Source organism: Vibrio sp. 1-Bac 57 (assembly GCF_037546855.1).
GTDB lineage: Bacteria > Pseudomonadota > Gammaproteobacteria > Enterobacterales > Psychromonadaceae > Psychromonas.
The window spans coordinates 64,641-87,866 of sequence record NZ_JALAAC010000016.1 but is presented as its reverse complement, the minus strand read 5'-3'; the positions used below and the strand labels follow the sequence as shown (position 1 = coordinate 87,866).

Sequence of the window (23,226 nt, the reverse complement as noted above, 5' to 3'; positions counted from 1 at the left end):
ATATGAGCGAATCAGATCATATTGCTAAATGGAAAAGTAAATTACCGGCAAGTGTTATCACTGCTGCGATACTCTCAATTGCCGTCGGGCAATTTAATGACACTATTGATGTGGTGAGTAAAGGCTATAGTTTTGTATTATCAAAATTTACCGATATTCCATCTAATAAAAAATTAGAAAGTATCTACATTAATGCCTCTAGTGATAGATTAAGAGAAACTTTTGGATCCCCTGTTTACATAAAGAGTAGCAGCGATAATATCAAGATAAATTATTATCGAGACGTTAATTATCTCGTTTCTGCAATTATTGAAAATAAGGGCATTAGTGCTTTATTAATCTTCCCTATTGATGGATTTATGCCTGATATTAGCTTACACACTGCTAGAGATGGTTATCATGGAAAAAGTTTTGATACCTATAGTGATGTAATGAATAGCCATTCTAATATTGCGAATATTGGTAGCTATTATATTGAAGAGATAAAAGGCGGCCAATTCGATCTGTTGTATAAATCGATCTCGGGTAGTAGTGATTATCTTGGCAAGTATTCTGATAATGATTACAAAGTATTAATGAAATTTAATGACAATGTAATGATGGAAGAGGATATAAGCGAGAGTAGCAAAGCGATTAGATCGACATTGCATCCTAACTTTTTTGGCTACAGTAAAGTTTCTTTGTCGTTACTTGAGCAGAGTGTTCTGAGCGCTTCAGAATATAAAATGCTCACACATAACCAGTAATTAATTTCCTGGATTATTAGCTACTTTTAAAAGTCACTAATTGCTCTTTTTTCTAAATGAGTTGTTAAAGGAATAATAATGAAAGTCTTACCTATTAGTTTTGCCATTCTTTGTATTTTCACAAAATCGGTATATGCGACTGAACAAAGTACATGTCAATTCTTGGCTGAATCTGAACAACCAAGTTGGATAAATAGTGCAGGTACAGATGATGATTTTTATTATGCTGTTGGTGGTGCAAGTGGGAAGCTGGGGGAAACTTACCTTGAAATTAACGAATTTATTAACAAAGCAAGACAAGATGCTGTTAATAATCTTGCTGGCTCCATTCGTAGTGGGATAAAAATTTCGACTAAACGAACTATTGAAAGTAAAAAAGAGGGCAAGTCTAAAGCAGAAATACGGAAGGAGGTAACACAGAAAACAGAGGTGGTTAGTCAAGTGGCTCTTTCAGCTGTGATTGATGATGCTCGGTGGCTAGACAGAGAGAATTGTTTACTGTGGTATCGTGTTAAAGTCAGTAAAGCTGGGGCTGAATTTGCGGTTAAAGTCTATGTAAATGAAGTTGCTGAAAAATTAAATACAAAAATTGAGCAATTAACGAAGCGTGATATTGAACAAATACTTTCTGATAATGGTTTCCCTCCAACAATGGTTCGCGCAACACAAGCTTTATTAAATAACAGTAAAGCCTATTATCGTGGTCAAGTTTATAATGTAGCTGAGCTTTATAAGCAAAGTGGCTTTGATTGGGTAAATGATGCTGAAAGTCATTTTTATAATAGGTACACTTTTGCTTTTACAAATCCGAGTGTAGCTCCCTTTGGTTATTATTATTCAAGAAGTAATTCGCCTGTACAGGTGGTGATATCCAGTAGTAGCTTAAATAAACAAACTCATGCGTTAACTCAACTTAAATCATTTGGAGTAGACCTTAATAAAGTTAGCGTTGGCATTGGAAAGCAAACCTTTTTCAATGGAGCTGGACGATATAACATAAACGTAAAGGGTATGAAAATAGACAGTGTAAATTTTTTTGAAAAGAATGGAAATGTCTACAGAACAACTCGCTCGGCTATTCGTACTACCGATATTAAAACACCGTTTATTTATAATTTTAGCGATAGTAAAAGAAAAGAAAAGCTAGGTCTTTTACATTTTGCTATAGCAAGTTATAGGGAAGATTTAATTGGACCTTTAATACAGTTAGGTGTCGGTATTAATCAACAAAGCGAATTAGGCTACACGCCACTTGCTTTTGCAATAGAAACAGGTCAGTTGAAAATAGCACAAAAGCTTTTATCGTTAGGTGCAGATCCAAGTGTTAATGATTATCTTGCGTATAAATTGGCTTACTTATTACTACGTTTAAATAATGATGATTTATCTCATGGTTTATATGTAATGAATCCAACAATAAAAGTGTCAGATATTAGTAAAACGATAGAGGAAATGGAGCTAAACGATAGCGTAACTAAAAAAATAAATAAAAAATTGCAGAAACAATTTCCTATTAAATTGACGGTTACCACAGTGAAAATGAGGGAAGGTCGTTTCAACTATGATTATGACAACATTGATACTCAAATGTTTTTAAATGGGAAAAAAATCAAATGAGATTGATGATTAAAACATTATTTTTATTTAGTACGCTATTTATGGTTTTACCCGTTATCGCGGTAACTTGCCCTTTTAATGAATCGTCTGCACAACCACAGTGGATTAATTCGATTGCTCCAACTGAAGATATCATTACAGGTATTGCTGTAGAGCAATACGATTCCCAAATACATTCTGATTTTTTTGTGTTTCGCAAGCAGTCAGAGATGCGTGCCAAAAAAGCTTTAGCTGAAAATTTGAGCACCTCTATTTACAACTCAATCTTAAGTAGTAAAAACTTATCAAATGGGAAATTAGTCAAAAATGCTCATTCAGTGGTTGAGCAAGTATCTGAACTAACACTACCTGATAGCCATGTTGAAGGAAGATGGTTAGATAAAGAAAATTGTCTACTATGGACCCAAGTGATCGTTGGTGATGAAGTTGTTGATGAAAATATTGATGAAGTAGGAGAGATGGAAACAGAAGTTAATCAAGTACTCGATAAAAATTTAGAGAAATCGGTGGTTGAAAGTCTTAATGCCAAACAGTTTTATCTTAATTACGAGGGGTTTAGCAAAGCGGTGAGCCAAAAAGCAATGTTAACCTATCAGGGTATAACAAAACCTGTCTTATCTTGGATGATAGATAGTGAGTTTGAAATTTTTGAGCCTTCTTTAGTTTTTTCTGGCATTAATACTGATGGTATGGCTATTTACTACAATACTAACTCTTTTGAATATTATATGAATGAAAAGGAACTAAGTATCGATAAAATGTCCTATATTTTATCCGCCTTTAAGAAAAGTAAGTATTCTGCTTTCGATTTAAAAACGCCATTACTTCATCATGAAGGAAGTAAATCAGTATATTCACTAAAAAATCCAGGTATTAATTTTGTAGCAGGGCAAGTATCAAGAGTGGATGCTCCCTTCGCATTAGGGTTACGTTTTACTCAAGACCAGCCATTTGCTAATTTACCCAAAGTAACAAATGTCTATGCCAAAGAAGCTTCATTATTGACTGGTGGCTTCTCATTACTACACCTTACAACACTTTATAAAAAAGAAGAATTAGTTAAACTTTTACTCGATGAAGGCTTTGATCCCAATTTTGAAGATGTAAACGGCATGACGCCTGCACAGTATGCCGTTGCGATTGAAAGTGAGCCGTTGATTAAATTGTATCTAGATAGCAGTAAAAATCTAAATGGGGTTTATGCAACAGCAGTTAAAAAAGTAATTTATACTAGCAACAAGTTTCTTCATTTAGCTTCTTATGATAAAGAGTCAATTCAGGTTATGTCAGCGATGGATGGCATGACTTATGATCCTAAGTTATTAAAGAAATTTAAAAAAGAATTTCAAAAGAAAGATAAAGAAAATATTAAACAATATAAAGCGTTACTTAAACAGAGTGCTGATGCATTACATGCCTTTTGGGAACACGATAAGTATCTTCCCGATCATCGTCGGCTAACAAAAGAGCTTTCTGATACAAATATAAAGCGCTTAACTGATTTGATGTGATTTGAGGTTAACTTGAAGGTTACGGTATTGTTGGTTGGCATATATCCAAAATAATGACACGTGATCTGGTCGAAAAAGCGTTAATTAAGGTTCATAACTTACGCAAGCCACCTAAAGGTATCGTTTTTCATAGTGGTCGTGGTTCTCAATACACTATTGAGGGGCTTTAGATAACGATTGGAACGCTGAACTGTCGGGCGAGTATGGACGATGTTGCTGCCTGCTGGGATAATGCAGCTGTGGAACGATTATTTGGTGGTTTAAAGCTCGATTGGTAATTTAAAGCACACACCTACTCGCGCACATATGCGTGATGATATAGCCAAATATATGAAGTATTACAATGTTGAACGACTGTATTCTGCTAATTATGATCAGTCGCCAATTGAATTTGAAGAATCCTTTAGAAAAGTGTCTGGTTGGACTTGACCAGAACACATGAAGGCCTCTCATGGGATTTGGTGGGATTTCCTAATTTAAAAGTTAAATTAAACTAGAGTAAAATACCTATTATTGAGCTCCATTAAAAATGGGAAGATTATCCAGTAGTACAAACGAGTTATACTTTAAACTACCCAACTAAAACAAAAAAGCCTTGATTAGCATGCTAATCAAGGCTTAGATTCAAGTGCAAGTAGTCAGAAAATAGGTCATAAAAATGACCTATCACTTATACATTAATACTCTTCGTTTCAGGTGCCTTATCTGCTTCTAGATCTCGACGTCTACGTTGTATAACAACAATAAACCATAATAAAAGCAGTGCAGGAATATAGAACCACTCTTTACTTGGACGTTCAGCCGGAATACCTACATCAACAATAATTTGGTCAAAATCGAAGCCAGCTTTTTCAGCAGTACTATCAAATCCAACACCATCAACCATTATTGAACCATCATCTTGAGCGAGTAACTCTAATCCATAATCCTCAATACGATCTTCGCCTGTTTCACCTTCACCTACGATCATTAACATCGTTAATGTCACTGGATCTCCGACGTCATTTTGGCCGTCAACTAAAATACGAAGCTCTGTGCCGGGGGCGACTTCTGCCATCGCAGATACTAACTCACTACCTGCACGCTCTTCGTATGGAGGCACAACATAATCCATCCAGAAGCCTGGGCGGAATAATGTGAACGCAATGATAATTAGCGCAAAAGATTCCCATAATTTAGACTTCGCCATGAAGTAACCTTGTGTACCCGCAGTAAATATCAACATCGCCATGGTGGCGGTAATAAATATAAATATGCCCTGTGTAAAGTTAATATCGATTAACAATAAATCAGTATTAAAAATAAACAGGAAAGGTAACAACGCAGTACGCAGTGAATAGAAGAAGGCAATAAAGCCAGTCTTCATTGGATCCCCCCCTGACACCGCAGCAGCAGCAAAGGATGCGAGCCCTACGGGGGGAGTTACGTCGGCCATAATACCAAAGTAAAATACAAACATATGTACCGCAATTAACGGAACAATGAGTCCATTTTGTTGCCCAAGGCTAACAATAACAGGAGCAAGTAATGACGATACAACAATGTAGTTTGCTGTGGTTGGTAAGCCCATGCCTAAGATTAAACTCAGCACGGCTGTCCAAAGCAACATTAGCATAATATGGCCCATAGAGAGGTACTCTACTAGCGCTGCTAATTTCAAACCAACACCAGTTTGCGATACTGCTCCAACGATAATACCCGCTGCTGCTGTCGCAATCGCGATACCAATCATGTTTCGCGCGCCCATGATTAAACCATCAGTTAACTCATTAAAACCAAGTTTAAATTTATTGCTTGTGTCCGCTTTACGATAGAAGGCAAACAGGAAACGTTGCGTTAGAAGAATAAATATCATTAAGGCTGTTGCATAATATGCAGAAAGCCCTGGCGATTTACGCTCTATCATTAAACACCAGATCAACACAACAACTGGCAATAAAAAGTGTAATCCTGATTTCACCGTTGGGCCTGTTTCAGGCAATGTTAATACCGGTGAGTTCGGGTCATCCATTATTAGGTCAGGATAAGCGGAACTAATTTTTGCAAGTATAAGGTAGGCAACAAGTACTAAAACAGAGACAACCCAAACCATCATTTCTGAGTCAACATTCTCTTTTAATGTATTAATTAAAAAGAACAGTGCAAAAGCACCAATCACTATATTACCTAATACAATCGCCCCGGTTGAAATCGTTTTGGCAATTTTTTCTTCGCTGACTTTTGCTTTGACAGTTTTTAAAACACCATACTGTATTGCGATCACTGCAATCACTGCCGCAAGACGAGCTTGAGGAGTTGCGAGTAAGTGATAAAGCTCAGATAAGTAATAAGCTCCACCGGCTAATGCAATAATTGGTAGTAGTGTCATTGCCCAAGATATCAACACATCTTTAACTGACTTACCGCTATCTTCTCGAGTCAAACCTTGCATGTTTAATTTCATCGCTTCTAAATGAACGATATAAACTAAAGCAATATAAGAAATAATTGCTGGTAAAAAGGCATGTTTAACCACATCAAAATACGGAATATTGACATATTCCACCATTAAGAAGGCAGCCGCCCCCATTACTGGTGGCATTATTTGACCGTTTACAGAGGAGGCGACTTCAATCGCTCCGGCTTTTTCTGAAGAGAAACCTACTCGCTTCATCATTGGAATTGTAAAGGTACCTGTTGTTACCACGTTCGCAATTGATGAGCCTGATATCAGTCCGGTCATACCAGATGCTACAACTGCAGCTTTTGCTGGTCCACCACGAAGGTGTCCCATTAATGAAAAAGCAACTTTAATGAAGTAGTTACCTGCACCAGCACGATCTAATAAAGCGCCGAATAATACAAATAGGAATACAAGGTCGGTGGATACACCTAAAGCAATACCAAAAACACCTTCAGAGAATAACCATTGATGATCCATTATTCCGCCAAAAGTAGACCCTTTCCAAGCAATAAGCTCAGGTGCGTAAGGACCTAAAAAGGTATAACAAAGGAACACCATCGCAACCACCATCAGTGGTGGACCGAGGGCACGCCTTGTTGCTTCTAGTAATATCAACATCCCGACTATCGCAACGGCAATATCGAAAGGTTTCGGTGCACTAGGTCGGTTACTTAAACGCATACCGAATAGACTTTCCGCCAACGAAGAGTCTGCTAAAAATGGATAAAGTGCACATAAACAACCTAAACCAGCCAACAGCCAGTCAGCCATTGGAATATGGTCGCGAGGGGAGTTTTTAAAGGCTGGGTAAGCTAAGAAGCCAAGAAATAAAGCAAAGCCTAAATGAATAGAACGTGCCTCACTACTTGAGAAAACACCCCATCCAATAGTGAAAGGTAGTGGTGATGCTATCCAAATTTGAAATAGTGACCAGACGAGTGCAACGCCAGCCATTAGCTTTAATACGTTATTGTTAGTCGGATTTCGTCCGCCTGTATCGTTAGAAGCAACAAGATCTTGTAAATCTTCATCACTCATTTGTGTGTCACTGGGACTGTGTTGATTCATAGTGAATGTCCTATCTAAAATACAGTGTAATGTTTGATGGTATTGTTTGTTGTTATTGTCTTTATTTATACCCAAACAACATTCATTTTATTGTTTGATTAAGCTTTTCGATTAAATGAAAATGGCTTGGGTATATTCGCTTTTAAAACGAACAAAGCAGAAGTAACAAACTTCTGCTTTGAGGTTACTTTATTAACTTAACGGATTACATCCAACCACGTTCTTTGTAGTAACGAACAGCGCCATCATGTAAAGGTGCTGATAAGTTTTTGCTGATCATGTCACTCTCTTTTAAGTGAGCAAAAGCAGGGTGCATTTTCTTAAAGCGTTTAAAGTTTTCAAATACAGCTTTTACCATTTGGTAAATGGTTTCAGAGTCTGTTTTTGTTGAACTTACAAATGTTGCAGCAACACCAAATGTTGTTGTATCTGTATCAGTTCCTTTATACATGCCACCTGGAATAGATGTCATTGCATAGTATGGATTATCAGCAGCTAGTTTTTGTGCTTCTGCATTATCAACAGGGATTAAGATTGCATCACAAGAAGTAGTTGCTTCTTTGATTGAACCGTTCGGATGACCCGCTGTAAAGATAATTGCATCAACTTTACTATCACATAAAGCTGCAGCTTGTTCTGATGATTTTAGCTCTGAAGCAACAGCGAAATCGTCCATTGTCCAGCCCATTTTACCCATTAATACTTCCATTGTGCCTCGTTGGCCAGAACCTGGATTACCAACATTTACTTTTTTACCTTTTAGGTCTGCAAATGTTTTGATACCAGAGTCTGCTCGAGCAACTACCGTGAACGGTTCCGGATGTACTGAGAATACTGCACGTAATTCTTTAAAAGCACCGTTAGGGAATTGCTCTGGCGCTGTACCATTGTAACCATGGTATTGCCAATCTGATTGCGCAACACCCATATCTAAGTCACCAGAACGAAGACCATTGATATTTGTTACAGAACCACCTGTTTTATGTGTACAGTTGATTTCGTGCTCAGCAGATCCTTTATTTACTAAGCGACAAATTGCACCACCTACTTGATAATAAACGCCTGTTTGGCCGCCGGTGCCAATTACAACATGTTTAGTTTCAGCGATTGCTGATGTGGCCATTAGAGTTGCGCCAGCGATTGCTGTAAGCGCTATTTTTTTAATAAACATATATAAGTTCCTTTGTTTAATTTATTTTAATACTTTGTTTAAGCTTGTTATGTATACAGTAAATTTATCAGTAAAACGAAACTAATACTTTAATGTGCGATCTACTTAGAAAACATCTATTTTTAATTAGAAGCAATACCATTAAAGACTGAATTTCTACAATAAAATTAACATCGTTCACTTGATTCCCAAAATACTCTTTCTATTAACTAATAAATAAGTTGAAGCATAAATCGCTTAATATTTACGCTATTAAGTAGTTTATCTCGCTGTTAGCTTCTTATTTATAATTGTTTGTAATTTACTCAATTAATCAATAGGTTGGAAAGGTCGCTATAGTAGCCTAGGTTGCTTAAAGATCATAAATAAAAATTAAGCATAATTTGAGCCATTAAAGTAAATATATTTTAAAACAGTTAGATAGAAAGAATTCCACTATATGATAGTTATTTTTTTATCGATAATGAAGAAATTAGGTGCATTAACTTGATATGGCGCACTTTTATGGTGCATTGCAAGCGGATAAATTAGCCAATAAATAGGATCTTAAGTTCTACCATTAAGTACAATCCAATTTTATTGCTATTACTCTCTGTAGTGTTTTTACTATTGAAGATGTTGTACTGGTTACAATTGTTACCGATATTGTAGGGATAATCACCATTACTTATGTAGGAGTGGTTATAACCAAGGTATGACTGTCATTGATTGTAATGATTGCTCAGATAACAAGCTATTATTGAGGTAGATAATTTTACGGCTGTATAAATGTAGTTTGTCGAGGCGATCCTTGTAGTAATAATCTAACAGTTTGGCTAATGTGCCATTTTCTTGTAAGCGTGTTAACCCTATCGACAGCCTTTCAGCCAACTCAGGACGTTGTTCATTGACGAAGAAAAAGGTCAAATAGGGATAGTGTATTAATAAGCTATTTTCAATTGCAAAGCGTGCATTCGAATGCTGAATATATTCGTCATTGATCTCATTGACGCCACGTAAGAAACAATCAAAACGTTGTTTATTTAATTGCTCAAACAATAAAGAATATTTGTGTGTAGTACTTACTTTTAACCCATTGTTTCTTAATATTGTACTGTCTGGCCAGTCTTGGTGTTGTCCTATGGTTAAACCTTGGTCAATAAAGTCTTGTATGTCATTAATATTAGAAAACTTATATTGGTTATTTTCTTTAATCAAACATAATCGATATCCCATTAACCCGCCAAGTAGAGGAATGCGAATAGGAATTGCGTGTTTCTCTCGCTCTTTAGTCGTAGGGAAATAGGCTATATCTAGTTTGCCTTTATATTCCTTGGATAATCTTTTAACGGCTCGCCCTTGTTCCATTTGCATGGAGGGAATAATTTCATAGTCGCCATATTCATCACGGGTAATATCAAGTGCTCTTGTTAATGTGTCCATGATGATCGCAGAAGGATTATCGATGGTATGACGCCAAACAATAATTTTTTCAGGAGGGAGTTGATGTCGTTGATCTTGGGCACTAACAAATGAAGGAAAAATCCCCAATAACAACATCAATATAGACAGCATAAAATGTTTTAGGTTGTGCATAAAAATATCATTAAAATTCTAGTTGAGGTGCTCAAGGAAGAAGCAGTGTAGGGGAATTTTTATAGTTGAGCTTTATATATTTAATGGTTTGTTAAATAAATGCTAAGGTTTTGATTAGGTTTCTTTTATTTGTTATTTTGATGATGAATATTATGTTTTTTATGGTGTTGTATAAGACAATCTCAATCATAAAACGTCAAGATAATTTATAACTCTAGATAGACAAATCTGTTTGAAAAAGTGCTGCATAAATAAGGATTGCTATTAAAAATAGCGACATAAAAAAGGGAGCTTATTCCAAGCTCCCTTTTTATTATTTATGTTGAACCAATATCATAGGATGATAGCGATTAGTATTACAATGCTTTAATTATCTCAATTTGTGCATTCAACTTGTCACTGGTTGTTTGGTATTCAGACTGCTTTGCTTTTTCTTTAATAATAACCGCTTCAGGTGCATTACTAACGAAACGCTCGTTACTGAGTTTGCCTGATACTTTATCTAACTCTTTTTTCGCTTTTTCGAGCTGCTTCGCTAGACGTGCTAGCTCAGCTTCAGCATCAATCAAACCAGCCATCGGGATCAATAATTCTAATTCACCCACTAGTGCAGTAACGGAAGCCGGTGTTTCTTTGCCTTCCGCAACAAAGGTAACGGTTTCTAATTTTGCTAATGCACCCAAGAAAGCTTCGTTATCAGCAAAGCGACGCGTATCTTCTGCACTTGCATTTTTCACTAACACGTTAAGTGGCACTTTCGGGCTAATATCCATTTCACCACGAATGTTACGAACCGCATCAATCACTTTCTTAACCCACTCAAGATCAGCAACAGCTTGTTCATCAACCTGTGCGGCATCATATTCTGGGTAAGCTTCAAGCATGATGGTATCACCACCTTGTCCGGTGATTGCTTTAACTCGTTGCCAAATCTCTTCGGTCATAAACGGTAGCATTGGGTGTGCAACACGTAATAACGTTTCTAATACATTGATTAATGTATTACGTGTACCACGTTGCTCCTCTTCACTCCCTTTGAATAAAACAGGTTTGGTTAATTCTAAATACCAACCACAGAATTCATTCCAGATAAAATCGTATAAAATATTGGCTGCAATATCGAAACGATAAGTATCTAATGCTTGACGGAATTCTTTGATCATATTTTGTAATTGACCTTGGATCCAACGATCTGCAAGGCTAAATTGCATTGCTTTGTTATCACCAAAACCAAAGTCTTGCTCTTCTGCATCCATTAATACATAGCGGCTTGCATTCCATAACTTGTTACAGAAATTACGGTAACCTTCAAGACGATTCATATCCCAGTTGATATCACGACCCGTTGATGCCATTGCTGCTAGTGTGAAACGTAGTGCATCGGTACCGTGTGCCTCAATACCATTAGCGAAGGTTTTACGAGTGTCTTTTTCGATTTTCTTTGCAAGTTGTGGTTGCATCATGTTACCAGTACGTTTAGTCACTAAGCTTTCAAGATCTAACCCATCAATCATATCTAAAGGATCTAATACATTACCTTTAGATTTAGACATTTTATCGCCATTTTCATCACGGATAAGCCCGGTCACATAAACGGTCTTGAATGGAACCTGTGGCGTGCCATCTTCATTCTTCATAAAGTGCATGGTCATCATGATCATACGCGCAACCCAGAAGAAAATAATATCAAAACCCGTTACCAATACATCAGTAGAGTGGAAGGTTTTAAGATCCATGGTTTGGTTTGGCCAACCTAGTGTAGAGAACGTCCATAAACCAGAAGAAAACCAAGTATCTAACACATCGTCATCTTGGTTTAATACAACGCTATCATCTAAATTATGTTCTGCACGTACTGCAGCTTCATCATGTCCAACATAAACTTTACCTGCTTCATCATACCAAGCTGGGATGCGGTGACCCCACCATAATTGACGAGAGATACACCAGTCATTAAGGTCATTCATCCATGAGTTGTACATGTTCTCATATTGTTGTGGTACAAATTTAATATCACCGTTTGCTACTGCTTCAGTAGCTGTTTTAGCCAGCGGTGCAACACGTACATACCATTGATCTGTTAACATTGGTTCAATCACTACACCGCCACGGTCGCCGTAAGGTACAGTTAAGTCGTGATCTTTAACTTCTTCTAATAAACCTAATGCATCTAATTCACTAACGACTAATTTACGCGCAGCTTCACGGGTTAAACCTTGGAATTGTGCTGGTAAATCACTTGGGTAATCATCACTCTTTTCACCGTTGGTATTAAATACTTCAGCGCTTTCACGAATACATGCATCAAAGGTTAATACGTTGATCATAGGTAGCTTGTTACGTTTACCCACTTCATAGTCATTAAAGTCATGTGCAGGTGTAATTTTTACACAGCCTGTACCTTTATCCATATCGGCATGTTCATCGCCTAGAATTGGGATTTCACGGTTAACAAAAGGTAATAGAATCGTTTTACCAATGAGATCTTTGTAACGAGGATCTTCTGGATTAACGGCAACACCGGTATCACCTAATACTGTTTCAGGGCGAGTAGTCGCCACAACAATGTAATCTCTACCGTCTGCTGTTTTTACACCATTTGCTAATGGATAACGGAAATGCCACATGAAACCTTTAACATCTTTATTTTCTACTTCTAGATCAGAAATCGCAGTATGTAATTTAGGATCCCAGTTAACTAAGCGTTTACCACGGTAGATCAAATCGTCATTGTATAAATCAACAAAGGTCTTTTTAACCGCTTCAGAAAGGCCATCATCCATAGTAAAACGTTCACGGTCCCAATCCACAGAAGTCCCTAAACGGCGCATTTGACGCGAAATATTGCCACCTGACTCTGCTTTCCAGTCCCAGATTTTATCGATAAATGTTTCACGACCTAACTCTTTACGTGTTTGGCCTGTTTCTGCAAAAAGTTTACGCTCAACGACCATTTGCGTCGCAATACCTGCGTGGTCCGTTCCCATTTGCCAAAGTGTATTTTTACCTTGCATACGTTGGTAACGGATCAATGTGTCCATGATCGTATCCTGGAAAGCATGTCCCATGTGTAAACTACCCGTAACATTTGGGGGCGGGATCATGATACAGAAGCTCTCTTTATCAGTATCACCATGTGGTTTGAAATAACCTTTCTCTTCCCATGTTTGGTAATTTTTTTGCTCAATCGCACTCGGGTTGTATGTCTTTTCCATCATTTATCTTCTGTCTGGTTAGTGGACTCTTGAGATGTGTTTAACACATCTTGAGTAGATAGGGTGTGGCCTAATTTTTTATAAGCACTATAGCGCACTCGCGCATTAATTTTTAACTGCTCTTGTGCTGGCACAAAATCAATAATTTGTTGGAAGTTTAGATTAAACTCCGGAATGTTTTGGCTGAGATTAATCAATACAGCACGCGGGTGCTGTGGTGCCAGCCAACTAATCTCAACAGGTGAACCATAACGTGGTCCTTCACCTATCAAATTATGTGGCACAAAACTATCGCCATCAAATTGCCACAAATATTCATCAACAGTAAATGCATCCTGCTGGTTTTCAGTATAAATAAATACTTTTTTATTTTGCTGATAATAATAAGCCGCGATCTGGCAAGCTTGCGCAAAATGTGCTGGCAAACTTGCATCAGTTATCGCCGTCGGGCCATCTTCTGCATGTATATAAAAGAGGACTTGGCTCATTATAGACCCATGCTTTTTTTTATCATGTGCATTTACGCGTCGAGTTCCGCTGATTCTTGTTCACTACGATTGATCACAAACTGCGTAAGTAATGAAACAGGACGACCGGTAGCCCCTTTGTTCGCACCTGAACGCCACGCTGTACCAGCGATATCTAAATGTGCCCAAGTGTAAGCCTTGGTAAAGCGTGATAAGAAACAAGCGGCAGTAATTGAACCAGCAGGACGACCACCAATATTAGCCATATCTGCAAATGGACTATCTAACTGCTTTTGGTACTCATCATCCATTGGTAGTTGCCACGCTTTATCGGCAGATTGGTTGGAAGCACTTAATATCTCATGCACCAAGCCTTTATGAGGGCTCATTAATGCACTGATGTTATGACCTAAGGCCATGATACATGCACCAGTTAAGGTCGCAATATCCACAACACATTCAGGCTTAAAGCGTTCAACATAAGTTAATGCATCACACAATACTAAACGGCCTTCGGCATCGGTATTTAATACTTCAACGGTTTGTCCCGACATGGTAGTTAAGATATCACCAGGGCGGTACGCTTTACTTGATGGCATATTTTCAGCCCCAGCAATCACACCAATGACATTAATCGGCAGATCCAACTGCGCGATAGCCTGTAGTGCACCAAATACTGATGCTGCACCACCCATATCATATTTCATTTCATCCATGCCTGCGCCTGGTTTTAATGAAATACCGCCTGAGTCAAAGGTTAACCCTTTACCGACTAAGACAATAGGCTTTTGGTCTGTAGGACCGCCTTGGTAATTCATCACTGACATATAAGCAGGGTTCGCAGAACCTTGTGCTACAGCTAAATAACTATTCATGCCCAATGCTTGCATTTGCTCAGTATCAACAACGTCGGTAGTGATTTTATCAAAACGTTGATCCAACTCTTGTGCTTGTTGGCTTAAATACAAAGGAGTACAAATATTAGGAGGCATGTTAGCTAAATCTTTACATAGCTTCATACCAGCAGCAACGGCCATTCCATGTTGTAATGCAAGTTCGGCACGCGCTAATTCTTTGCGACTTGGAATATTAAAGGTCAGCTTACGTAATGGACGACGCGCACTGTCTTTAGTCGTTTTGAATTGGTCAAAGCTGTATAAACTATCTTGTGTTGCTTCTACTGCCTGACGAACCGCCCAATAGCTATCGCGGCCTTTAATATGTAACTCTGATAAGAAACAAACCGCTTCTAATGCACCTGTATCATTTAAAGTAGTGATGGTTTTTTCTATAATTTGCTTGTATTGCGTTTCAGTTAGCTCTCGCTCTTTACCGCAGCCAACTAATAAGACGCGCTCACTTAATACATTAGGGACATGGTGTAAAAATAACACTTGTCCTACTTTACCTTCGATGTCACCACGGCGTAATAATGCACTTAAATAACCTTCGCTGATTTCATCTAATACTTCAGCAGCGTGTGATAAACGACGAGGTTCGAAGACACCAACAACAATGCATGCACTGCGTTGTTTTTCTGGGCTACCACTTTTAACTAGAAATTCCATATGTATCCTTAAAACGATTATATTGAGATTAACTGTGCTATTTTCGTAAAAATGCAGTTATCATAAGCCATTGTGGATCTTGAAACGTAATATAAACTTACTAAAATAGCAATTTTACCGAAATTGATTGCTTAATCCACTATTTTACCGTCTTTTGTAGCATCTTATTTTACACTGGAGATCAGCTTGATAATTCTTCGTTATTTAATGTTAGAAACATTTAAAAGCCAAGTTGGCGTCCTCTTTGTTTTAATCTTAATATTCGTCAGTCAAAAATTTATTACTATTCTCGCTCAAGCCATTAATGGCGTGATCCCGGCAGACTTAGTTTTAACTGTTTTATATTTGAATTTACCCACGTTAGGCACTTTGATGTTGCCGATCAGCTTTTATCTCGCGATCCTATTTGCACATGGCCGCTTACACAGCGAAAGTGAAATGGTAGCGCTAACTTCTTGCGGATATAGTCCTAACAAAGTACTCAAAGCAACATTAGCCTTATCATTGTTAACCTTTGTTTTTGCAAGTTTCAATAGCTTATATTTAGCACCCACAGCTGAAGATCAAATGATGACAGTGATCGAAGAAGCTGAGTCTAATGCTGGCACTGCAACCTTAATCGAAGGGCGCTTTCATAAATCGTCTGGTAACGGTGGTGTTGTGTATGTTGAAAAATATGCAGAAGGTAAAAATTTAATTAATGTGTTTGCTGCCCACTGGCCAAAAGAAAACGACATATCGCCATCTGTGATCACTGCCAAAACAGGGCAAGTGGAAGATAAAAAAGACGGCACTTGGTTAACCTTAAAAAATGGTCAGCGTTATGCCGGCATTGTTGGCGATAACGAATTTGAAAATACACAATTCTCAACTTACCAAGTACATATTGTGAATGCAGAAGTTGAAAGTAAAAAACGTGGTGTAGAAGCGTTACCTACTAGTCAACTAATTGGTATGAAAGATGCGCGCTCACAAGCAGAATTGCAATGGCGTATCGCAATTCCAGTGTCTATATTGCTTATTACTTTTATGGCTGTGCCGATGGCAAAGGTTAATCCTCGCCAAGGGCGTTATGCAAAACTATTGCCAGCATTAGCATTATATTTAACCTTTTTCTTATTATTAAGTGCAGCAAAAAGTATGATCGAAGAAGGTACTATCCCTTACTTTGGAATATGGGCCGTACAAATTCTGTTCTTCGCTATTGGGGTTGTGTTGCATTTACAAACAATAGGTAAATTCAATATTAAGCCTAAAAAAACGAAAGCGATTAAGTTAACACAGCAGGCGGATAAATAAATGGGCATTTTAGATAGATACATTGGTCGCACTATTTTTGCAGCGACATTTTTAAGCTTATTTGTATTAATCGGTTTAAGTAGCATCATCAAATTTGTTGAGCAGATGAAAAGCGTCGGCAAAGGTGATTACGATGTCCTTTCTGCAGCTTATTTTGTGTTACTAAAAATGCCAGTAGAAATTGCCCTATTTTTCCCGATGGCAGCATTAATTGGCGCCTTAATTGGTTTAGGCTCTTTAGCTAGTAGTAGTGAGCTGGTGGTTATGCAAGCTGCGGGTATGTCTAAGTTTAGAATCGCATCATCGGTATTAAAAACTGCAATCCCAATGGTTATTGCGGTCATGCTCTTGGGAGAGTTTGTCGCGCCTAAAACCGATAAAGAAGCTTATTTTATGCGCGACCAGTTAAGAAATGGCTCCGAGCGAGTAGAAAATAAATATGGTATCTGGGCGAAAGATGCAGACTCATTTGTCAGTATTGGGCGAATGAATAGTAAAGCTGAGTTATATAACGTGCAACTGTATTTTTTCACTAAAGATTTAACTCTCGACTATGCCATCCTGGCTAACAGAGCGTTTTATCAGCAGGGATCTTGGTTATTACAAGGCGTTAGTAAAACTAACTTTTTTGACGACAAAACAACAGTTGAAAAATTGGTCACTTATATTTGGGAAACGGATTTAACACCTAAAAAATTAGAGGTGATTATCAGTGAGCCCGATAAAATGTCGATGCAAGATATCTATAGTTATATCAATTATCTAGAAACCAATGAGCAAGATGCAAGCCGCTACTGGCTTACTTTTTGGCGTAAAGCTGTATTACCATTTACCGTGGTGGTAATGATGTTATTGTCAGTCTCGTTTATTTTTGGTGGGTTAAGAACCGTTGCCATGGGGACTCGTTTAATATTTGGCATTGCCAGCGGCTTTGCATTCCATGTTTCCGGCGAGTTATTTGGACCCGCTAGCTTAGTATTTGGCCTGCCACCTATTCTAGGCGCGCTGTTACCTAGTATATTAGTATTAACCATTGCGATGTATTTATTACGAAAACAAAGTTAACCATTAATGTAAGCGCTCTTTTATCGCCTAAGCCTATGATCTGTATCTATGAGCTATAAGTGAAAATATTTTTAGAGTTATGATTTTTATTTGAACCTAAGGTTTAATTTATCGATCTAAAATAGGCATAGTTATAGGCTTCGGGGTCAATAGAGGTAATTAAATTAGCTCTTAAGTAGCTATTTTACAAGTGATTGTTTTTAAGTGTTACTTGTTAATGTAATAGTCGGTTAAAAGGTTATACGATTCAGTTTGAGCTCCGTTTTTACTTTGGTGATCTCTTTACCCTTGGTCGTTAATTACTTGGTTTTTTGAATAGTATCTCAGATACGAACTTTAAATAAACATGTTGTTTAACTAAAGTTCGTTGTAATCGAGGTGGTTTAGAAAAGCTATTTTGATTCTTCTTTCTCATCCATAAAGGCCATGCCTTTAAAACCTTTCCAATTATTTAATTCTTTACTAAGTGTGACTACTTCACATTCTGCCCATAAGTCTTGGAAAGCATTACGATCTTTTAGCAATGCCATGATATTGCCTAAACCAAAAGCAGAAGTAGATAATCTGATCACAGATTGCGTGAAACTGATATTGCTACCGTCACTATTTTGAACTCGTAAACGCCAAGCTTTCATGCCAATAGTTTGACCAGCCTGACTCCAAAAATAACAATAAAATCCGATAATAACCGCACTCAAATAAGCCAGAAAAATCATGCTATGACCTAAATAATCAGCCGTATCTTGATATAAGCTTAAATCAATCAATGCTAATTTGTTAGCGACTACTACAGCTAGCAGTGCTATCACAGTAGCTAACATTAATACTGCAGCAAGTGCAAAAAGATCATAAAGGTAAGCACCAAAACGTTTAAAAAACGATGCGCGTTCACAAGCTTGATATTGCTCGGCTAAACTCAACTGCGGTGACTTTTTATGATTACCCTTGGCCATGATGTTCTCCTTAACGATGTGAAAAAAGAGTGTATCAAATGACTCATCGCTTGGCATTTTATTTATTTAACCTGCTTAGTGTTGAAATAACGTAATGTATCTTAATATCAGTAAGTTAAAGTCTTAAGTCCTTTTTACTGCTTTGGAAACACCTCAATTAAAGCGGTAAATGAGAATGGAACGCGAATCTGATTGGATATAGAAATTATTTTTAGACATTGATGAAGATCAGAATAGCTTATTTGAACCTATCCTAAGGTATTTAGTATTAAATTGATTGGTTTTTGAGCGCTTGCATCTTTTACGAATGAAAATACTTGTTTGTGGATAATGCATAGGTATAATCCTTTCTCAACTCAGCCCGAGTGGTGAAATTGGTAGACGCGACGGATTCAAAATCCGTTTCCGAGAGGAGTGACGGTTCAAGTCCGTCCTCGGGCACCATATTTAATACAAAGCCTCAACTTTTAGTTGGGGCTTTGTTATTTCTATGACTTTATTAATATTTCCCTCAACATTTCTTTCAGTTTTTATAATCCCTATTACTACTTTTCTAATCTACATTACTGCCTAACCTACATTACTGGCCGGTATTTTTTATGAGGCTAGCACTCAGTAATAAAATCAGTTTAATAACGCCTTCTATTCTTCATTAAATCTTTCTCTAGAGAATTGACTTTTGTTCGTGTTTTCAATTTAGCATTCACAATCTATCAGATAAATAATCGTTTTGTGATGTCGAGTATTGGGCTTTCACCCATTCAAGGCATTAATAATAATTAATGAAGATGTTACTAATAACTGAAATTATTTATTTTTAAATCGGAGGCTTGGGTTTTATAAGAGGTTCAAGATATTTTTCGAAGTCAAGAGTTAGGTGTGATGTTTGAAGGCTATTTTAAAAGCCTGCTCAGCAGGGATGCGTATCATTGAAAGCTGGTATTACAATAAAAAATTCAGCGTCAAAAGAGTAAGTCAGATAATAATCGAGCAATTGCTCGATTAAATCCAAGTTGTTATTTGTAATAAAACAACGGCTGCGGCAGCTGTAAACATTAGAAATATTCCAGCAATTTCTCGAGCAGTATTAATAATTTTTTGTTTCATGTTAATTCTCCAATAAATGTGATTTACATCATCATTATATTGGTTGAGAATAAAAAAACAATAATAAACGTGATTTAAGTCACGTTTTTGTGGCAGGCTGATTTGTTTCTTAAATAGATAAAATGGTACTTCAATATTGAATCTGCCTGAACCTAAGTCAAATGGGTAAGTTTTTAATAAAAAATAATTATTTATAAAGAATAATTTATAAATGGGTTACCAAGAGCAATAGGTCCAAAATTTTATTTATAACTGTATTGAGATTGAAAGTAGCGTTAATGCTAAATGTTATTAATAGAATAAAAACTTTTTAAATTTAAGGTTAGTTTAAATATGTGACTTAACCCCGTATTCAATAATCATCTATTTCGTATTATGCCGTTGTTGGCAAACTGTGTTGTTCATTCATGATTCACTTTGACATAAAAACAATACAAAACAAGAGGCTATACCAGAGTCACACTATGATTCATACTCCGATTAGTCACTTAATACCGACACAAAAAAATTAGTTTGGATGAGTTGAGTACAGGAGCGTTAGTTATGTCGGCTAAAAAGCACAAACGTAAAACAGTAAAACATCAGCAACACCTTGGTTCAGAGACTAAAAAACATAACGTTTCTCTTTTAAGCCGATATCCAAGGTTATTTTTAACTGTTGGAGTGGGGTTAGTTGTTATTGGCATTTTATTATTAACGGTTGGTTATATTAGCCATGCTAGAGTTGGATTATCTATGCTGTCTTTATTCTTCGGTGCTGGTTTAATTATCTTTGCTAATTTTTCTTTACCCAAAAAATTAAAAGTATGATTTTTAATGAAGCGACTTGGATCTTCAATCAATCTGATAACTGTCTGAGGGCTTGGTTCATACTCTGTGAAAGTATATCCATGTACAGGAGTGTTGGACATTAAGGTGTTGAATTCACTTTCGCCAGTCTAATATGCTTTCTTAATCATTAAGTCCGTTGCCTGACATCCGTTACTCTATACACACTGCCAATCAATAGTAGTTTTAAATTGAAACGACAGTGGGTATAGGTTATTAAACATTGGCTAGTAAGTCTTGGTTATTAAGTACTGCCTATTAAGCATTGGAAACTATTGCTCTAAAGTGGTTAAAGTTGCAGCTTCCCAGTCGGTTAATAATTTCATTATCTGTCCAGAGTCTTGTGGTGTTGCAGCTGGCCATTGCAGATTTTTATGGCCTTGCTCTAAAGCTTCACGAATTAATCTGACTTGATATAAAAAACCGTTCCCGTCTGCTTCGACGCTGATAACTTCACTTTCTTGTTCATATTTTGTTATTGCAAAACTATTACCTTTAGCATCAGGCAACCATGGGTTAGAGTTTAATACTAAGCAGCCTTCACTACCAAGTACGGTAAATGCAGCATGTAACCCATAATTTTCAGCGGTGTGTAATTGGCAAGTAATGCCATTTGAATATTGAATGGTTGCAGCTGATTCACAAACGTTGCCATCATTGTCTCGCTTACCGAAAGCGTTTATCTGATAGTTACCGCTAACTTCACTAGTAAATTGTTGTTTGATTAATAAATGCATTAAAGATGCAGGGTAACAGCCTAAATTATAAAGAGCGCCTTTACTATTGGGATTAACAAATTGTTCAATAGCAGCGCAGTATTGAGCACTAATCGATTTTATTTCTCCGATTGCTCCCTCTTTAATAGTTTGTGCAATCGCACGAGTAAAAGGGTGTGTCAGGTACATCAGGCCTTCAACAAAAAACGTATTATTTTCACTCACTGCAGTCAGCGCAGCGTGTGTTTTTTCCATATCAATTGATAATGACTTTTCACACAATACCGCTTTGCCTGCATTTGCCGCTTTTATAACGTATTCATGATGTAGGTGATTGGGTAGGGCGATATAAATAATATCAACTTGTGGATCATTAATCAGCGCATCAAAATCGGTGAATGTATTTTTTATGTCATATTTATTTGCAAATTCATTTAATGTCGCAACGGAGCGACCTGCAACGGAATAAAGGCGAGTATGACCTTCTTTAATGATGGCATCAGCCATTTCTGCAGAAATAAAGCTAGTGCCTAACATTCCCCAGTTGAGTGTTTTTTTCATAGTTATTTCTCCGTTGTTAATAATTTACTTTCAAAAGCTTGCACTAACTCAGTTAATCCTGATTGAATAAATTCTTGAGTATGCTTGGCATTAAAATGTTGCTCAAAAGCTTGTTGGTTGTCATAGCGTTCCCAAAAAATATAGCGACGAGGATCTTCTTTATCTTGTAATGCAACTGCCATTGAGCACCCTGGCTCGCTATTCATACCTTCACAAAAAGTATGAATCGCCGTGATGGCAGTATTGAGATCGCTTTCGTCTTTAATGCGCAACTCTGCTGTAATGAACAAACCTTGCTTAAACATAAGGTACTCCTAATCAATGAGGGAAATAATACAATTAATAATAATTGACTATTTCAGGTTGATAAACGACCATTTGGTTTGTTTTTTGCCAACTGTAGGTTGTTAATGTGGATAGATTAAAGAGTATGCAAGTATTTGTTTACGTTGCCCAACATGGCAGTTTTGCGGCTGCAGCGGTTAATTTTTCTGTAACAGCGACGATGATCAGTAAACATATTAAGTATTTGGAGCAATATTTAGGTACTAAACTGCTTAATCGAACAACTCGTAGGCAATCTCTTACCGAGGCAGGACAAATTTATTATTTAGAATGTACTCGTATTTTGGATGATATTGCGGAAGCTGAAAATAGTTTGCAACGATTAGAGAATAAACCCAAAGGCACGGTGCGAATTAATTCACCAGTTACTTTTGGCAATATCATCTTAGCACCTATCCTTGCGGATTTTTTGCAGGTATATCCTGATATTAATATTGAACTGATGTTAGACAATCGTTTAATCGATCCATTACACGAGCAAGTAGATGTAGTTATTCGTATCGGTGAACTTGTTAATTCCTCACTTATTGCACGAAAAATCGCAGATTATCAAATGCTCTACTGTGCTTCTCCTAAGTATCTTGCTAAACATCAAATACCTCAATGTTTAGGTGATCTCATTAATCACCAATGTTTAGGTTTTAGTTATGATCATATTCAAGCAAATGTTGCCTTAAGAATAGATACACAGGCTTTTGATCGACAACATACTCGTTTGACTTCGAACAGCGGAATAGCACTAAAAGTAGCTGCCTTAAAAGGAACTGGGATTGTGTTACAGCCAATGTTGCTATTACAGGACGAGTTAGCCAGCGGTGAGTTAATTGAGATTTTAAAAGACCATACACCGCCGACAATGGCTGTTAATGTTTTATATAAGAGTAAATCCCCCTCATTAAAGATACGCACAATGATTGAATTTATTTTAGCATCGATGAAAAAAACATAGGCGTAATAATCTTGCCACCCTC

Annotated in this window: 16 protein-coding genes, 1 tRNA gene and 1 pseudogene; 9 read left to right on the top strand and 9 right to left on the bottom strand. The window is 37.1% G+C overall.

Annotated elements, in window-relative coordinates:
* Positions 1-2: 2 nt before the first annotated feature.
* The 4 genes and pseudogenes from MT391_RS11950 to MT391_RS11935 form a co-directional block, all read left to right on the top strand.
* A complete protein-coding gene (locus MT391_RS11950; RefSeq protein ID WP_499498225.1) occupies positions 3-746 on the top strand; it encodes an ETEC_3214 domain-containing protein in 744 nt (247 codons plus the stop codon).
* Between the two features lie 78 nt (positions 747-824).
* Positions 825-2,363, top strand: coding sequence for an ankyrin repeat domain-containing protein (locus tag MT391_RS11945; protein WP_499498223.1), 1,539 nt, complete (start codon positions 825-827; stop codon positions 2,361-2,363).
* Between the two features lie 5 nt (positions 2,364-2,368).
* The gene (locus MT391_RS11940) at positions 2,369-3,874 is read left to right on the top strand and encodes a hypothetical protein (RefSeq protein WP_499498221.1); all 1,506 of its coding nucleotides are present in this window, start codon (positions 2,369-2,371) and stop codon (positions 3,872-3,874) included.
* Between the two features lie 26 nt (positions 3,875-3,900).
* A pseudogene (locus MT391_RS11935) lies at positions 3,901-4,303 on the top strand (transposase); the annotation flags it as partial.
* Between the two features lie 241 nt (positions 4,304-4,544).
* On the opposite strand, the gene MT391_RS11930 reads toward MT391_RS11935, so the two are convergent.
* From MT391_RS11930 to pepA, 6 genes are all read right to left on the bottom strand, one after another.
* Positions 4,545-7,385, bottom strand: coding sequence for a TRAP transporter permease (locus tag MT391_RS11930; RefSeq protein ID WP_499498220.1), 2,841 nt, complete (start codon positions 7,383-7,385; stop codon positions 4,545-4,547).
* A 205-nt stretch (positions 7,386-7,590) separates the two neighbouring features.
* Positions 7,591-8,556, bottom strand: a complete 966-nt coding sequence (locus MT391_RS11925) for a TAXI family TRAP transporter solute-binding subunit (RefSeq protein WP_299661982.1) — start codon at positions 8,554-8,556, stop codon at positions 7,591-7,593.
* Positions 8,557-9,237: 681 nt separating this feature from the next.
* On the bottom strand, positions 9,238-10,131 hold the full coding sequence (locus MT391_RS11920; protein ID WP_499498218.1) for a transporter substrate-binding domain-containing protein: 894 nt from the start codon (positions 10,129-10,131) through the stop codon (positions 9,238-9,240).
* 356 nt (positions 10,132-10,487) lie between these two features.
* Positions 10,488-13,346, bottom strand: a complete 2,859-nt coding sequence (locus tag MT391_RS11915) for a valine--tRNA ligase (RefSeq protein WP_499498257.1) — start codon at positions 13,344-13,346, stop codon at positions 10,488-10,490.
* Entirely contained in the window at positions 13,346-13,834 is a 489-nt protein-coding gene (locus tag MT391_RS11910) for a DNA polymerase III subunit chi (RefSeq protein ID WP_499498216.1), read from the bottom strand. The genes MT391_RS11915 and MT391_RS11910 overlap by 1 nt, the downstream gene beginning before the upstream one ends.
* A 32-nt stretch (positions 13,835-13,866) precedes the next feature.
* Positions 13,867-15,381: a leucyl aminopeptidase gene (gene pepA, locus MT391_RS11905; RefSeq protein WP_499498215.1), complete on the bottom strand. Its 1,515-nt coding sequence runs from the start codon at positions 15,379-15,381 to the stop codon at positions 13,867-13,869.
* Positions 15,382-15,567: 186 nt separating this feature from the next.
* Here pepA and lptF point away from each other — a divergent pair, with 186 nt between their 5' ends.
* Together lptF and lptG are read left to right on the top strand one after the other, a co-directional pair.
* Positions 15,568-16,680, top strand: coding sequence for an LPS export ABC transporter permease LptF (gene lptF / locus MT391_RS11900; protein WP_166372714.1), 1,113 nt, complete (start codon positions 15,568-15,570; stop codon positions 16,678-16,680).
* Complete coding sequence (gene lptG / locus MT391_RS11895) at positions 16,681-17,745, top strand: LPS export ABC transporter permease LptG (protein ID WP_499498213.1); 1,065 nt, start codon at positions 16,681-16,683, stop codon at positions 17,743-17,745.
* Between the two features lie 392 nt (positions 17,746-18,137).
* On the opposite strand, the gene MT391_RS11890 is transcribed toward lptG, so the two are convergent.
* Positions 18,138-18,698: an RDD family protein gene (locus MT391_RS11890; protein WP_166372716.1), complete on the bottom strand. Its 561-nt coding sequence runs from the start codon at positions 18,696-18,698 to the stop codon at positions 18,138-18,140.
* Between the two features lie 359 nt (positions 18,699-19,057).
* Between MT391_RS11890 and MT391_RS11885 the strand changes: the two genes are divergently transcribed.
* Together MT391_RS11885 and MT391_RS11880 are read left to right on the top strand one after the other, a co-directional pair.
* Positions 19,058-19,142: transfer RNA gene (locus MT391_RS11885), tRNA-Leu, on the top strand.
* Positions 19,143-20,348: 1,206 nt separating this feature from the next.
* Positions 20,349-20,615 (top strand): cell division protein CrgA, encoded by a 267-nt coding sequence (locus MT391_RS11880; protein WP_499498212.1) that lies wholly within the window; start codon positions 20,349-20,351, stop codon positions 20,613-20,615.
* A gap of 290 nt (positions 20,616-20,905) precedes the next feature.
* Here the strand turns inward: MT391_RS11880 and MT391_RS11875 are convergent, their stop codons facing one another.
* Both MT391_RS11875 and MT391_RS11870 read right to left on the bottom strand, forming a co-directional pair.
* Positions 20,906-21,910 (bottom strand): Gfo/Idh/MocA family protein, encoded by a 1,005-nt coding sequence (locus MT391_RS11875; RefSeq protein WP_499498210.1) that lies wholly within the window; start codon positions 21,908-21,910, stop codon positions 20,906-20,908.
* 2 nt (positions 21,911-21,912) lie between these two features.
* Positions 21,913-22,215, bottom strand: a complete 303-nt coding sequence (locus tag MT391_RS11870) for a putative quinol monooxygenase (RefSeq protein WP_299661869.1) — start codon at positions 22,213-22,215, stop codon at positions 21,913-21,915.
* A gap of 107 nt (positions 22,216-22,322) precedes the next feature.
* On the opposite strand from MT391_RS11870, the gene MT391_RS11865 reads away from it, so the two are divergent.
* The gene (locus MT391_RS11865) at positions 22,323-23,204 is read left to right on the top strand and encodes a LysR substrate-binding domain-containing protein (protein ID WP_499498208.1); all 882 of its coding nucleotides are present in this window, start codon (positions 22,323-22,325) and stop codon (positions 23,202-23,204) included.
* The last annotated feature ends 22 nt before the right edge of the window (positions 23,205-23,226 follow it).